Source organism: Micromonospora sp. WMMD708, from assembly GCF_049315245.1.
GTDB classification, from domain to species: domain Bacteria; phylum Actinomycetota; class Actinomycetes; order Mycobacteriales; family Micromonosporaceae; genus Micromonospora; species Micromonospora wenchangensis.
Genome location: NZ_CP186060.1, coordinates 4,361,168 through 4,375,310, shown reverse-complemented (window position 1 = coordinate 4,375,310; position 14,143 = coordinate 4,361,168). Strand labels below are relative to the sequence as shown.

10 protein-coding genes are annotated in these 14,143 nt (G+C 71.0%); 2 read left to right on the top strand and 8 right to left on the bottom strand.

Annotated features, from left to right (window positions below; all coding sequences use genetic code 11):
* Positions 1-732 carry a succinate dehydrogenase cytochrome b subunit gene (locus ACN260_RS19455; RefSeq protein ID WP_204927929.1) on the bottom strand — a complete coding sequence of 244 codons (732 nt, stop codon included), beginning with the start codon at positions 730-732 and terminating at the stop codon, positions 1-3.
* Positions 733-761: 29 nt separating this feature from the next.
* On the opposite strand from ACN260_RS19455, the gene ACN260_RS19450 reads away from it, so the two are divergent.
* Positions 762-1,700, top strand: a complete 939-nt coding sequence (locus ACN260_RS19450) for a LysR family transcriptional regulator (RefSeq protein WP_422752450.1) — start codon at positions 762-764, stop codon at positions 1,698-1,700.
* Here ACN260_RS19450 and hrpA read toward each other — a convergent pair whose 3' ends face one another.
* Positions 1,701-5,756 (bottom strand): ATP-dependent RNA helicase HrpA, encoded by a 4,056-nt coding sequence (gene hrpA / locus ACN260_RS19445; protein WP_422752449.1) that lies wholly within the window; start codon positions 5,754-5,756, stop codon positions 1,701-1,703.
* 236 nt (positions 5,757-5,992) lie between these two features.
* On the opposite strand from hrpA, the gene ACN260_RS19440 reads away from it, so the two are divergent.
* Positions 5,993-6,472 (top strand): cytidine deaminase family protein, encoded by a 480-nt coding sequence (locus ACN260_RS19440; RefSeq protein ID WP_364311827.1) that lies wholly within the window; start codon positions 5,993-5,995, stop codon positions 6,470-6,472.
* Positions 6,473-6,516: 44 nt separating this feature from the next.
* On the opposite strand, the gene ACN260_RS19435 is transcribed toward ACN260_RS19440, so the two are convergent.
* The 6 genes from ACN260_RS19435 to ACN260_RS19410 form a co-directional block, all read right to left on the bottom strand.
* Positions 6,517-8,013, bottom strand: a complete 1,497-nt coding sequence (locus ACN260_RS19435) for a peptide ligase PGM1-related protein (protein WP_422752448.1) — start codon at positions 8,011-8,013, stop codon at positions 6,517-6,519.
* A 145-nt stretch (positions 8,014-8,158) separates the two neighbouring features.
* Entirely contained in the window at positions 8,159-8,893 is a 735-nt protein-coding gene (locus tag ACN260_RS19430) for an iron-containing redox enzyme family protein (protein ID WP_088646256.1), read from the bottom strand.
* Between the two features lie 17 nt (positions 8,894-8,910).
* On the bottom strand, positions 8,911-9,861 hold the full coding sequence (locus ACN260_RS19425; protein ID WP_422752447.1) for a hypothetical protein: 951 nt from the start codon (positions 9,859-9,861) through the stop codon (positions 8,911-8,913).
* Positions 9,858-10,601, bottom strand: a complete 744-nt coding sequence (locus ACN260_RS19420; RefSeq protein ID WP_422752446.1) for a GNAT family N-acetyltransferase — start codon at positions 10,599-10,601, stop codon at positions 9,858-9,860. The genes ACN260_RS19425 and ACN260_RS19420 overlap by 4 nt, the downstream gene beginning before the upstream one ends.
* Positions 10,602-10,828: 227 nt before the next feature.
* Positions 10,829-11,473, bottom strand: coding sequence for a hypothetical protein (locus ACN260_RS19415; protein ID WP_422752445.1), 645 nt, complete (start codon positions 11,471-11,473; stop codon positions 10,829-10,831).
* A gap of 120 nt (positions 11,474-11,593) precedes the next feature.
* Positions 11,594-14,107, bottom strand: coding sequence for a DEAD/DEAH box helicase (locus ACN260_RS19410; RefSeq protein ID WP_422752444.1), 2,514 nt, complete (start codon positions 14,105-14,107; stop codon positions 11,594-11,596).
* Between the last annotated feature and the right edge of the window lie 36 nt (positions 14,108-14,143).

Here is a 14,143-nt window from a genome sequence, read left to right as displayed (position 1 = left end):
TCAGGACACCAATCCGGTGAGTACGGCGAACGGGACCACCAGGTAGCCGGCGCAGAGCACCACGGCGAAGACCAGCGCGGCGGTGCGGGCCCGGCGCTCGCCCCGGGGGGTCTGCTGGCCGAGGCTGCGCAACGCGGAGAACACCCCGTGCCGCAGGTGGAAGCCGACGGTGACGATCGCCAGCGTGTAGAACAGCGTCACGTACCAGCGGTCCGGGGCGAAGTCGGCGACCACGTTGCCGTACGGGTTGCTGGCGTCGCCGACCGGGTTGAGCGTGCCGGTGGTCAGGTCCAGGATGTGGTAGATCACGAACAGCAGGATGATCACTCCGCCCCAGCGCATGGTGCGCGCGGCGTAGCTGCCCTGGACCTTCTTGCGGTGGGCGTAGCGCACCGGGCGGGCGGCGCGGGCCCGGACGGCCAGCACGGTCGCCGCCCAGATGTGCCCGATCACGGCCACCACCAGCGCGGTGCGCAGGATCCACAGGAACCAGACCCCGGGCAGCAGCGGCTTGCCGATGTCGCGCAGCCAGTGCGCGTAGTGGTCGAACGAGGTCTCGCCGGTGAACACCTTGAGGTTGCCGAGCATGTGGGCGACGAGGAACAGCACGAGCATGATGCCCGTCACCGCCATGACGGCCTTGAGGCCGACGTTGGAGCGGATGGGCGACCGAGTTTTCGTGATTACCACCTGACCGACGCTAGGAGCCCGGCAATCAGTCGTCCAATGCATCGAAGTCGCAGTCTCGATAGCCGTAAGCTATGAAGATGCAGCTCCATCAGCTGAGGTACTTCGTCGCAGTGGCTGAAGTACGACATTTCACCCAAGCCGCCGACATCGTCGGCATAACCCAGCCGTCGTTGAGTAAGCAAGTTCACGCTCTGGAGACCACCCTCGGCGCCCCCCTGTTCGAGCGGGTACGCGGCAACATCGCCCTCACCGCCGCCGGGGAGGTGCTGCTGCCGCTGGCCAAACGCATCCTCGCCGACGTCGACACCGCCACCCGGGAGGTGCAGGAACTGGTCGGCCTGCGCCGGGGCCGGGTCCGGCTCGGGGCCACACCCAGCCTGGCCACCTCGCTCGCCCCACCGGTGCTGCGCCGGTTCCGCGACGCCCACCCCGCCGTCGACCTGCGGGTCGAGGAGGGCGGCTCGCAGGACCTCGTCCGCGACCTGCTGCGCGGCGACCTCGACCTCGCCCTGATCATCATGCCCGCGCAGGGGGCCGACCCCGGACTGCGGGTCGACCCGATCCTGCGGGAGAGCCTGGTGATCGCCTCGGTGGAGCCGCTGCCCGCCGCGCTGGTCAGCGGTGAGCTGCGGATCACCGACCTGCGCGACCAACCCCTGGTGATGTTCCGCGAGGGCTACGACCTGCGCGACGCCACCATCCAGGCGTGCCGGGAGGCCGGCTTCGAGCCCACCTTCTCGGTCGACGGCGGCGAGATGGACGCCGTGCTCAGCTTCGTCGAGGCGGGACTGGGCATCGCCCTGGTGCCGGGCATCGTGGTCAGCCGCCGCCCCGGCATCCGGGTCACCCGGCTCGCCCCGCCCGGGGTGCGTCGGACCATCGCGGTGGCCCGCCGCCGCGACATCGTACCCACCCACGCCGGACGGGAACTGCGGCGCATCCTGCTCGACTACGTGCACGCGGCCACCAGTACCAGCGACCTGCCGCCGGGCGTGGAGCCGTTGCCCTGATCAGCGCCCCTCGGCGTCGTCCATCGCGCGATAGATGCGCTGCTCGGAGACCGGATAGGGGGTACCGAGGGCCTGCGCGAAGACGTTCACCCGCAGTTCCTCGATCATCCAGCGGATCTGCCGCACCGGCGCCGAGGCACGGCGCGCCGGGGGCAGCGCGGCCACCAGGTCCCGGTACTCCTGCTGCACGGCGGCGATCCGGTCCTGCTGCTGTTTGTCCCGCTGCGGGTTGGCGGTCAGCCGGTCCAGCCGGCGTTCCATCGCGGTCAGGTAGCGCAGCAGGTCGGGCAGCCGGGCGTACCCGGTCTCGGTGATGAAACCGTCGTGCACCAGGCCGGTGAGCTGCTGGCGCAGGTCGGCCAGGGCGGCCACCACCGCCAGGTTGCGGGTCGCGCCGAGCCGCTGTTCCACCGCGTACGCGGCGGCGAGCACCTGACGGACCCGGCCCATCACCTCCACGACCGTGTCGACCAGGTCGGCGCGGACCCGGTCGCGCAGCGCGGCGAAACCGTCGGCGTCCCAGGCCGGCCCACCCGCGTCGGCGATCAGCTTGTCGATGGCGGCCCCGGCGGCGTCGGCGATGAGCTGCTGCACCCCGCCGTGCGGATTACGGCTCAACGCCAGCTTCGCCTCGTTGCTCAGCCGCCCCTGCAGGAACTGCGCCGGTGACGGCACCGTCAGCCGCAGCAGCCGCCGGGTGCCCGCCCAGTGCGCGGCGGCCTGCTCGGCCTCGGAGTCGAAGACCTTCACCCCGACCGTCGTGCCCTCGTCCACCAGCGCCGGGTAGGCGGTCACCGCGTATCCGGCCCGGACCTGCTCGATGGTGCGCGGCAGGGTGCCGATGGTCCACCCGGTCAGCCCGGTCCGGGCCAGCTCCGGCGCGGCGGCGGCCACCACCTGGCGTACCTCCTGGCGGAGCTGGCGTTGCAGGGCCGACAGGTCCTTGCCCTCGGCGACCGGCTGGTCCGCGTCACCGATCACCCGGAACGTCACCCGCAGGTGCGGCGGCAGCTTCGCCGGCTCCCACGCTTCCCGGGGCACGGTCACCCCGGTCATCCGGCGCAGTTGCCGGGTCAACGCGTCCAGCAGCGGCTCCTCACCGGGGGTGATCGCGGCGAGCGCCGCACGGGCGTGGTCGGGCACCGGGACGAAGTTGCGCCGCACCGCCTTGGGCAGCGTCCGGATCAGCGCGATCACCAGCTCCTCCCGCAGCCCCGGCACCTGCCAGTCGAAGCTCTCCGCCGGCACCTGGTTGAGCAGCGGCAACGGGATGTCGACGGTGACGCCGTCGGTGGGCGCGGTCGGGTCGAAGGTGTACGTCAGCGGCAGGGTCACCCCGTCGGCCCGCCACTCGTCCGGGAAGTCGGCCTCGTCGACCCCACCCCGCCCGGCGTTGACCAGCAGCTCCCGGGTGAAGGTGAGCAGGTCGGGCTGCTCCCGACGGGCGGTCTTCCACCAGGCGTCGAAGTGCCGCCCGGAGACCACGTCGGCGGGGATGCGCTGGTCGTAGAAGGCGAAGATGCTCTCGTCGTCGACCAGGATGTCCCGGCGGCGGGCCCGGTTCTCCAGTTCCTCGATCTCGGTGCGGAGCTTCTCGTTGTCCCGCCAGAACTGGTGGTGGGTCTGCCAGTCGCCCTCCACCAGGGCGTGCCTGATGAACAGCTCCCGGCTGAGCACCGGGTCGATCCGACCGAAGTTGACCTTGCGGGAGGTGACCAGCGGGACGCCGTACAGGGTGACCTTCTCGTAGGCCATCACGGCGGCCTGCTTCTTCTCCCAGTGCGGCTCGCTGTAGCTGCGTCTGACCAGGTGCTGGGCCAGCGGCTCGACCCACTCCGGCTCCACCCGCCCGGCGACCCGCCCCCACAGCCGGGAGGTCTCCACCAGCTCGGCGGCCATCACCCAGCGCGGCGGCTTCTTGAACAGCGCCGAACCGGGGAAGATGGCGAACTTCGCCCCCCGCGCACCCAGGTACTCGTGCTTCTGGGCGTCCTTGAGCCCGATGTGCGACAGCAGGCCGGGCAGCAGCGACTGGTGCACCTTCGGGGTGTCGATCTCCTCCGGCAGGTCGGCGGCGACCCCGCGCCGGCCACCGTCGGCCGGGGGCTGCGCCGCGCCCCGCCGGCCCCGTCGCCCGTCACCCTGCTCCGGGGTACGCAGCACCTGGCGCAACTGGGCGACGATGTCCTGCCACTCGCGGACCCGCAGGTAGTTGAGGTATTCGGCCCGGCACATCCGGCGGAACGCGCTGGAGGACAGCTCCCGCTGCTGCTCGCGCAGGTACCGCCACAGGTTGAGCAGCGACACGAAGTCGGACTCTTTGTCGGTGAACCGGGCGTGCGCCTGGTCGGCCTGGGCCTGCTTGTCCGCCGGCCGTTCCCGGGGGTCCTGGATCGACAGCGCGGCGGCGATCACCAGCACCTCGGTGGCGCAGCCGTTGCGTTCCCCCTCGATGACCATCCGGGCCAGCCGGGGGTCGACCGGGAGCTGGGCCAGCCGCCGGCCCAGCGGGGTGAGCCGCCTGGCCGGGTCGGTCTCGGTCGGGTCCAGCGCGCCCAGTTCGTGCAGCAGGTTGACCCCGTCGGTGACGTTGCGCCGGTCCGGCGGGTCGATGAACGGGAACGCGGCGAGGTCACCGAGGCCGATCGCGGTCATCTGGAGGATGACCGAGGCGAGGTTGGTACGCAGGATCTCCGGGTCGGTGAACTCCGGCCGGGAGGCGAAGTCCTGCTCGTCGTAGAGCCGGATGCAGATGCCGTCCGAGGTCCGGCCGCAGCGGCCCTTGCGTTGGTTGGCCGACGCCTGGGAGACCGGCTCGATGGGCAGCCGCTGCACCTTGAGCCGGCTGGAGTAGCGGGAGATCCGGGCCGAACCCGGGTCCACCACGTACCTGATGCCGGGCACGGTCAGCGAGGTCTCCGCGACGTTCGTGGCGAGCACCACCCGGCGTCCGGCGTGCGGGGCGAAGACCCGGTGCTGCTCGGCTGCCGACAGCCGGGCGTACAGCGGCAGGATCTCGGTACCGAGCAGCGCGCGCTTCGACTGGGTCAGCTTGCCCAGCGCCTCGGCGGTGTCCCGGATCTCCCGTTCGCCGCTGAGGAAGACCAGGATGTCGCCAGGCCCCTCGGCGGCCAGCTCCTGCACCGCGTCGCCGATCGCCTGGATCTGGTCGCGGACGTTCTCCTCGTCGTCGCCCCCGTCGTCGTCGCCCTCGGTGACCTCCACCAGCGGCCGGTAGCGCACCTCCACCGGGTACGTCCGCCCGGAGACCTCCACCACCGGCGCGGGCCGCCCGTCGGCGTCGGCGAAGTGCTCGGCGAACCGGGCGGTCTCGATGGTCGCCGAGGTGATGACCACCTTGAGGTCGGGACGCCGGGGCAGCAGCTGGCGCAGGTAGCCGAGGATGAAGTCGATGTTGAGGCTGCGTTCGTGCGCCTCGTCGATGATCAACGTGTCGTACTGGCGCAGCATCCGGTCGGTCTGCAACTCGGCCAGCAGGATGCCGTCGGTCATCAGCTTGACCAGGCTGCGGTCACTCACCTGGTCGGTGAAGCGCACCTTGTAGCCGACCACGTCGCCCAGTTCGGTGCCGAGCTCCTCGGCGATCCGGTCGGCGACCGTCCGGGCGGCCAGCCGGCGGGGCTGGGTGTGCCCGATCAGGCCGGTGATCCCGCGTCCCAGCTCCAGGCAGATCTTGGGCAGTTGGGTGGTCTTGCCGGAGCCGGTCTCGCCGGCCACGATCACCACCTGGTGGTCGCGGATCGCGGCGGCGATGTCGTCGCGACGCTCGCTGACCGGCAACTGCGCGGGGTACGTGATCGTCGGCACGGCGGCTCGCCGGGTGGCCAGCCGGCCCTCCGCCCGGGACACCTCACCGGCGATCTCGGCCAGCGCCTCGTCGCGCCGCTGCGGGTCGCGTAGCCGGCGCACCCCGTCCAGCCGCCGCTGGAGGCGACGCTGGTCACGGAACATCAACGGGGTGAGCCGGCGGTGCAGCTCACGGGCGGTCGGGGCGTCGGCGGGCGCGGCGGGACCGGAGGCGGCTGGATTCTGCATGTCGTCGCCAAGGATAGGCAGCCGAGGGCCGGACCGCCCCCGGGTTACGCCCCGCCAGCCCCACGGCCGCCGGTGGGTCGGGTGCCCCCGGCCTTCCCGGTGCAGGTCGCGGGCCGGGTGGGGGCGGGCGCGCGGTGCGGTGGGCGGTCGGTCACGTCCCCCGGTGCGCTGCCCGGGAAACGGGCCGCCGCCGGGCTACGCTGAGCGCCGACGACGCGACCACGGGGGCCTGCCGGATGACGACGACGATGCTGGACACCGACCGCGCACTGGTCCAGGCCGCCACGGCGGTCGCCAAGCTGCGCTGCCGCAGCGAGAACCACACCGTCGCGGCGGCGGCCCGGACCACCGACGGCCGGGTCTTCACCGGGGTGAACCTGTTCCACTTCACCGGTGGCCCCTGCGCGGAGCTGGTGGCCATCGGCGCCGCCGCCACCCAGGGCGTGGGGGAGCTGGAGACCATCGTCGCGGTGGGCGACCGGGGGCGCGGGGTGATCCCGCCGTGCGGGCGGTGCCGGCAGGTGCTGCTCGACTACCACCCGACGATTCAGGTCATCGTCGGGCCGCTCGACGCGCTGCGCAAGGTGCCGGTGGCCGATCTGCTGCCGGACACCTACATCTGGGCCGAGCAGCGGCTCGACGCCTCCGCCATCGTCCGGACGGGGCAGTGGCCGATGCCGACGGTCCCGGCCAGCCGCCCCGCATCCGAGGACTGAGCCCGGGGCCCGGCGGTCGGCCGCTGACCGGCGGGCCAGGGCGCTCAGGCGCTACCGGCCGCCACGTCCAGGGCGAGGGCGCGGGTGGCCCGCATCAGCTCCGCCGCATCGGCCGCGTCCCGGCCGATGCAGACCGCGCCGAACTTGCCGTAGGTGGGTAGCGCGCTGAGCATGTGCAGCACCGTGCCGGTGCGCCGGGTGTGGTCGTAGCGCAGCGGTGACCGCTCGACGGCGTCGATCAGCCGGGCCGGGGCCAGCCCCACCAACGACGGGTCGGTGATCGAGTCGGACGCCTGGTAGACGCGCTCCGCGCGGCCGTCGGGGGTGTCGGTGAACAGCCGGCCGTCGGCGTCCGGCACGGTGTCGAGCAGGTGGCTGGCCATCACGAAACCGTGCTTGGTCCCCGTCGCGCGCAGGTTCAGCTCGCAGCCGAGCACCCGGTACGTGTCACCCCGGCGGGCGGCGATGAAGTCGACGCCGTAGTCGCCGGTGGTGACGCCCTGTGCCACCAGGTACCTGCCGACGCGCAGGCCGTACTCGACCACGGTGGCGCGGTAGGCGGCGTCGGCCGGGAACGAGCTGCCGACGTAGGTCAGTCCCGCCCCGCCGAGCACCTGGTCGTGGGTGGAGACGCACTCGACGGCACCGGCGGGGGTCACCCGCCCCTGGAAGCTGGGGCTGCGCAGCTCGTCGGCCTCGACGAACTCCTCGGCGACGATGCCGGCGTCAGGGATCAGCCCGGCGAACTCCGCCCAGCTCAGCCTGCCGTCGACGAGCCGGCTGCCGGGCAGCCGTTTGGCCACGGCGGCGACCACCTCGGCGCGGTCGGTGCCGGTGACGTCGGTGAGGTCGACGGTGGCGTTGCCCATCCCGGCGCCGTACGCGGTGCTGCTCAGCTTGAGCACCAGCCGGCGTCGCCCGGCCAGCACGAGGTCGGCTACCGCCTCGGCGAGCGTGTCGACGTCGTGGCACCCGGGGGTGCCCGCCGGCACCTCGATGCCGAGCGCCCGGAACATGTCCCGACCGGCGCTCTTGGTGCCGAGCGGGATGTACCCGGCGTCGGCCTGGTCCCCGGGGACGCCGAGGGTGGCGGCGTAGTCCTGGAGGTTTCGGGACGGTTCGAAGTAGCTCAGCGTGACCTCGTCGCCCGCCTGCCGGGCGGCGGCGACGAAGTCGGCCACCCGCTCGCGCAGGCGGGTGGCCGCCGGGTTCGTCGGGTCGAGCAGTTTGTCGCTCAGCCAGCGGGGAGAGGAGTCGTCGAGGCTGCCGATGGCCACCCGGTCCCGACGCGGGTCCCGCCCGTCGACCGGCTCCTGCGGCAGCAGCCCGAGGAAGTAGTCCACCTGGCGGTCGGCGTCGATCATCCGGGGCGCGGTGAGGTAGAGCAGCGAGCCGCCGCCCCGGCACACCACCGCGACGATCGCCGCCCCGACCGGCCGTTCGGGAAACAGGGTCGACCCGCTCAACCGTTCCAACAGGTCGGGGCTGCATTCCCGGCTCTGGACGGAAACGACGGCACGACGGTTTCCGGTGACGGCCATCGCGATCATTCTCCTCGGCGGCGGAGGTCGGCGGGCGGTCACGCCACCGGTGGTGACGCGACCGCCGTCCGACGGAAGGTGGGCCCGACCCTAACACCGCCACCGGTGCCCCGAGGTGACCCGCACCCACCCGCGATTCGTCTCCTCAGGGGGTGGTCAGCGCTTTCACCACCGCGAATGCGCCGTCCTGTTTGAGCACGGTGCGGTGGTACAGCTCGGTGTAGAAGGCGCAGAACAGCCGGTACACGTTGGTGATGTGTTCCACCACCCGACGCCGGTCGTCGTCGGTGTGCACGAACGTCATGAGCACGTCCCACACGAAATCGGTGTGGTCGTCCTCCAGGTCGTGGTTGACGTGCGCCTGCTGCCCCTTGGCCATGCCCGCACCGAGCACCTGCTCGACGTTCTCGATCCAGTCAGGCTGGGTCATCAGCGAGACGTTCTCGATGAAGTACGAACTGGACAGCGAGGCCAACGGCCGGCCCTCGTGTTCGAGGCCGTAGTAGAAGTAGCCCTGGAGCAGTTTGGTGGAGAACATCGGCTCGGTCGAGTAGATCTCCTCCCGGCTCACCCCGACCCGTTCCAGGTCCTTGGCGAACATCGAGTCGTGCAGCATCTCGTCCTCGGTGTACGCACACCACTTCTTGGCCAGCACCGGGTTGTGCTTGGTGAAGTAGTGGATGGTCAGCGCGTCGATCCAGCGCTTCATCCGCAGCCGGAGAATGATCTCGATGACGTGCCGCTGGTAGTAGGCCATGTTGATGTCCCTGGCCCGGAAGAGGTGGTCCGCGCCCTCGACCTCGCGGTAGAACTGCTGCACCATCTGCCGCAGCAGTTCGTCGACCTCCTGCTTGAATGCGGCGTGCTCGTTCGTGGTCATGCGCTTGCCGGCCCCTGTCATTGGTCGGACGCCGCGGCCGGAATCGCGTACTGCCGGCTGCGGCGGGAGATGGCGGTCTTGTCGGGAAGGTGGCGGTCGAGCATTTCCAGGCCGCGGGCGACGCGCCGGACCCGTTCGACGGTCCGTGCCTCACTCGGCGGGTCGTACGGGTGTTCCTGCACGCTCGCGCCCATCTTGAGCATCACCGGCGCGGCGATCTGGACGATCTCGGCCAGCTCGTAGAACCGGATGAAGCCGCCCTTGGTGCGGTAGACGTCGGTGGGCACGTCCATCGGCAGTTCGGGGTTGAGTCGCCGGATCTCCTGGATCATCGGCAGGCCCAGGTCGTGCGCCAGGGTGATGCTGTCGGCGCCGTTCTCGGCGAAGATCCGCGCCAGGAAGGGGTTCGTCGGCATGCAGTGGCTGGAGGTCTTGAAGACCAGGTCGGCCGGGAGCAGCCCGTCCGACCGCAGCTCCGCGAGCACCCGCAGCACGCCGATGTCGTAGACGGTGATGCCCCGGCAGCCGAGCGCCGCGAGCCGCAGCGCCTCGGCCACGCAGGCGCGGATGCCGTCGCTGTTGTTGATCTGCCGGCCCATCTCCAGGCCGAAGCCGGTGCGGTAGAAGGCGCTCTTCGTGTCGTACTCGGGGCGGGGGCCCAGGCTGACCACGATGCCGTGGTCGTTCTCCCGGCACAGCGCGAACATGTCGGTCAGTTCGGCGTCCGAGAGCAGGAAGGACCCCAACGTCTCGTTGAACCGGGTGACCCGGACACCGTGCTCGTTGAGCAGTTTGACCATGATTTCGAGGTCGCGCATCGAGTTCACCGCCGGGATCTCGACGCCGAACTGGCCGCCCCCGTCGAACTCGCCGGCCGAGCGGTGGAATGCGACGTTGTCGGTGAACGGGTAGCCCTTCCCGGCCAGCCAGTCCCGTGCCGTGCCGCCGGACATGGTTACGTCGTTCACGCGATCTCCTGTCGGGGTGCCGGATCCGGGGTGATACGTAACGCCGCGGCCAGTGCCGCGCGGGCGGCCGGGGTCGGGGCGTGCACCAGGCACAGCACCCGGTCGAATTCCCCGACCTCGGCGGCGAAGAATTCGTCGACGCGCCGGTTTCCGGAGCGTGGTCGGTACTGCCAGAAATCGCTGCCGACCGTGCCGCCGCCGTGCACGATCACCCCGGTACGGGGATCGAACCGGCACTGCGGTGACAGTCGGGCGGCCAGCCGGCCGGCCAGCCGGCGCACCTCGTCGGGATCGGAGCCGTCGAGGGACGGATAGCAGCGGATGTCGTCGTGCACGGTGAACCGGCGCATGACCGTGTACGCCTTCGGCGTGTAGGTCTTCATCGCCACCAGTTCCGGAAAGTCGCCGAGCCGGCGGGTGATTTCGCGGAAGAGCCGGGAGACGAGGCCGAAGGCGACGGTTCCCCCGTGGTGTTCCTCGGCGACCAGCAGGGTCTCGACGTAGGTGAAGGGGCGGTCGTCGGGGTCGCGTTGGGTGGCGGCGACGAGCCCGACGCAACCCTCGGCCGTCTCGGCGGCGACGAGGTGGTGGCTCTCCCGCAGGATGTGCTGTTTGGTGGTCAGGTAGTCGGCCACCCGGTGCCGGGGCATCGACCGGGCCAGGTCGGTGCGTATTCGGTGGACGAAATCAGGGGGGATCGATTCTGCGCCGGCGAAGTAGCGGAACCGGACATGACTCACCGGGAATTCCACCTCCGATCGGACTGGTGCTTTTCCTGCGCCATTACACATCGAGGCAGATGAACATGATTCCGCAACACTCTACGGTCGGTATCGGCCCCCGTGGTGATCGGAACGGTCTTTGGGGAAGTCTGCAACGACAGACAGATCGGACGACGACGCTGCCGTCCGATCTGTCTTTAACAATTAAGCAGGTCAATGCATGGGTGGGTGTGCCGGGGGTGCGGTCAGGCGGCGGTGGACCAGATGGCCCGGAAGGCGGCCGCCTCGCCGGCCAGCCACTGCTCGACCTGTGCGGGCTTGACGTGCTCGGGCGTCCGGTGGGCCACCCCGCGCCGCACGTCGACCAGAACCGGCTCGGCGTGCGGCAGCACCGCGTCCATGTGCCGGGCCATCAGGTGCAGGGTGGCCAGGGCCGCCTCCTCACTCGGCGGGGTCTCGTCGAAGTGCAGCCGCACCGCCTCGGCGTGGCCGTCGGCGTACCGGATGCCGAAGTGGGGGTTGATCTTGACGGGCAGGTCGCCGAGCATCGCGAGGGCGTCGCGGGTCTGCGCCAGGTCGATGCCGGTCGGCTCGCCGAGCGACTCCAGCCACGCCGTCGCGCCGGGCGTCAGTGCCTGGTAGAGCGGACGCCAGCGCGGCTTGACCAGATCGGCCACCCCGGCCAGGTGGGTGCCGCCGGTGTGGAAGGCGATGTCGGCCTTGAGCGCCTTGACGAACTGGCCGTGCGGGTTGAAGCCGTGCCGGCTGGCCCGCTGCTTGCGCAGCCCGCCGACGAAGCTTGCCTTGGTGGGCCCGGTGCGGTCGACGTACCGGGTGAAGCCGAGGAGGGTGGCGTACGGCGTGAGGGGGGCGTTGACGGGCGCGGTCACGAGCGTCCTCCCAGGTCAGGAACTCGATTAGTACATACATTCTAATCGACGGGTGTGACATCGCCCAGGGCAGAAAAGGGGCCGTCCGGACGCACCGGACGGCCCCCGCGAAGAGAAAATTCAGAGCTGCCCGACGTCCGTCACCCGGACCACGGCGGCTCCCACCTCGTCCGAGGCGGCCAGGTCGACCTCGGCGCTGATCCCCCAGTCGTGGTCGCCCTCCGGATCGTCCAGGATCTGCCGGACGGTCCACTTCTCCCGGCCCTGCTCGATCATGAGCAGCGCCGGGCCACGCGCGTCCGGCCCCACCCCGATCCCGTCGTACGCCGCGAAGTACGGCTCCAGCGCCTGCGCCCAGGCGTCGGCGTCCCACCCGGACGCCCCGTCCAGCTCGCCCAGGTCCCACCAGCGGCGCAGGGCGGCCAGCTCGACCCGGCGGAACAACGCGTTGCGGACCAGCACCCGGAAGGCGCGGGCGTTGCGGGTCACCGCCGGCACCCGCTCCTCAAGCGACGCGTGCGCCTGGGCGGCGTCCGCGACGTCGGCGGGGTTGCGCAGCCGCTCCCACTCGTCGATCAGGCTGGAGTCGACCTGCCGCACCAGCTCACCCAGCCACTCGATGAGGTCGACCAGTTCCTCGGTCTTGGCGTCCTCGGGCACGGTCTGCCGCAGCGTCTTGTACGCGTCGGCGAGGTAGCGCAGCACCAGGCCCTCGGAGCGGGTCAGGCCGTAGAACTGCACGTACTCGCCGAAGGTCATCGCGCGTTCGTACATGTCCCGCACGACGGACTTGGGGGAGAGCTGGTGGTCGGCGACCCACGGATGCCCCTGCCGGTACATCTCGTACGCGGCGTGCAGCAGCTCCGCCAGCGGCTTGGGCCAGGTCACCTCGTCGAGCAGCTCGATGCGGGCCTCGTACTCGATGCCCTCGGCCTTCATCGCGGCGACCGCCTCGCCGCGCGCCTTGAACTGCTGCGCGGAGAGCACCTGGCGCGGGTCGTCGAGAATCGACTCGATCACGCTCAACACGTCCAGGGCGTACGACGGGGACTCGACGTCGAGCAGTTCGATGGCGGCCAGCGCCAGCGGCGACAGCGGCTGGTTGAGCGCGAAGTCGAGCTGGAGGTCGACGGTGAGCCGGACCCGGCGGCCCGTCTCGTCGGGCTCGTCGAGCTGCTCGACCACCCCGCCGGCCCGCAGCGCCCGGTAGATGGCGATCGCCCGGCGGATGTGCCGGCGCTGGGCGGCGGCGTCCTCGTGGTTGTCGGTGAGCAGGTGCCGCATCGAGGCGAACGCGTCGCCCGGGCGGCCGATCACGTTGAGCAGCATCGAGTGGCTGACCTGGAAGCTGGAGGTGAGCGGCTCCGGCTCGGCCTCGACCAGGCGCTGGAACGTCGGCTCGCCCCAGCCGACCGAGCCCTCCGGTGGCTTCTTCTTCACCACCTTGCGCCGCTTCTTCGGGTCGTCACCGGCCTTGGCCAGGGCCTTCTCGTTGTCGATCACGTGCTCGGGGGCCTGCACGACGACCCGGCCGAGGGTGTCGAACCCGGCCCGACCGGCCCGGCCGGCGATCTGGTGGAACTCGCGGGCCTTGAGCAGCCGGGTGCGTACCCCGTCGTACTTGCTCAGGCCGGTGAACAGCACCGTGCGGATCGGCACGTTGATGCCCACGCCCAGGGTGTCGGTGCCGCAGATGACCTTCAGTAGCCCGGCCTGGGCCAGGGTCTCCACCAGGCGGCGGTACTTGGGCAGCATGCCGGCGTGGTGCACGCCGATGCCGTGCCGCACGAGCCGCGACAGGGTTTTGCCGAAGCCGGAGGTGAACCGGAAGTTGCCGATCGCGGCGGCGATCATGTCCTTCTCGGCCCGGGTGCAGACGTTCACGCTCATCAGCGCCTGGGCGCGTTCCAGCGCGGCGGCCTGGGTGAAGTGCACCACGTACACCGGGGCCTGCTTGGTCTCCAGCAGCTCTTCCAGCGTCTCGTGCAGCGGCGTCATCGCGTACGAGAAGATCAGCGGGACCGGCCGCTCGGCCGACCGGACGACGGCGGTCGACCGGCCGGTGCGCCGGGTCAGGTCGTCGACGAACCGGGTGGTGTCGCCCAGGGTGGCCGACATCAGCACGAACTGCGCCTGCGGCAGCTCGATGATCGGCACCTGCCAGGCCCAGCCCCGGTCCGGTTCGGCGTAGAAGTGGAACTCGTCCATCACCACCTGGCCGACGTCGGCCCGCGCGCCCTCGCGCAGCGCCAGGTTGGCCAGGATCTCGGCGGTGCAGCAGATGATCGGGGCGTCGGCGTTGACGCTGGCGTCGCCGGTCAGCATGCCGACGTTCTCCGCGCCGAACACCTCGCAGAGCGCGAAGAACTTCTCCGACACCAGGGCCTTGATCGGCGCGGTGTAGAAGCTCGTCCGGTCGTCGGCCAGGGCGGTGAAGTGCGCCGCGATGGCGACCAGGCTCTTGCCCGAACCGGTGGGCGTATTCATGATCACGTTCGCGCCGGAGACGATCTCGATGATCGCCTCCTCCTGGTGCGGATAGAGGTCCAGGCCGCGCGCGGACGCCCAGCCGGCGAACGCGTCGAAGAGGGTGTCGGGGTCGGCGCTTCGAGGCAGCGCGGCAGTCAGCGTCATAGCGCCCCCCATCGTGCCCGCACCACCACCCCGCCC

Coding starts and splice junctions, on each gene's coding strand:
- hrpA (WP_422752449.1), bottom strand. CDS start 5,756: ATGCAGAATCCAGCCGCCTCCGGTCCCGCCGCGCCCGCCGACGCCCCG.
- ACN260_RS19440 (WP_364311827.1), top strand. CDS start 5,993: ATGACGACGACGATGCTGGACACCGACCGCGCACTGGTCCAGGCCGCC.
- ACN260_RS19435 (WP_422752448.1), bottom strand. CDS start 8,013: ATGGCCGTCACCGGAAACCGTCGTGCCGTCGTTTCCGTCCAGAGCCGG.
- ACN260_RS19455 (WP_204927929.1), bottom strand. CDS start 732: ATGCATTGGACGACTGATTGCCGGGCTCCTAGCGTCGGTCAGGTGGTA.
- ACN260_RS19430 (WP_088646256.1), bottom strand. CDS start 8,893: ATGACCACGAACGAGCACGCCGCATTCAAGCAGGAGGTCGACGAACTG.
- ACN260_RS19410 (WP_422752444.1), bottom strand. CDS start 14,107: ATGACGCTGACTGCCGCGCTGCCTCGAAGCGCCGACCCCGACACCCTC.
- ACN260_RS19450 (WP_422752450.1), top strand. CDS start 762: ATGAAGATGCAGCTCCATCAGCTGAGGTACTTCGTCGCAGTGGCTGAA.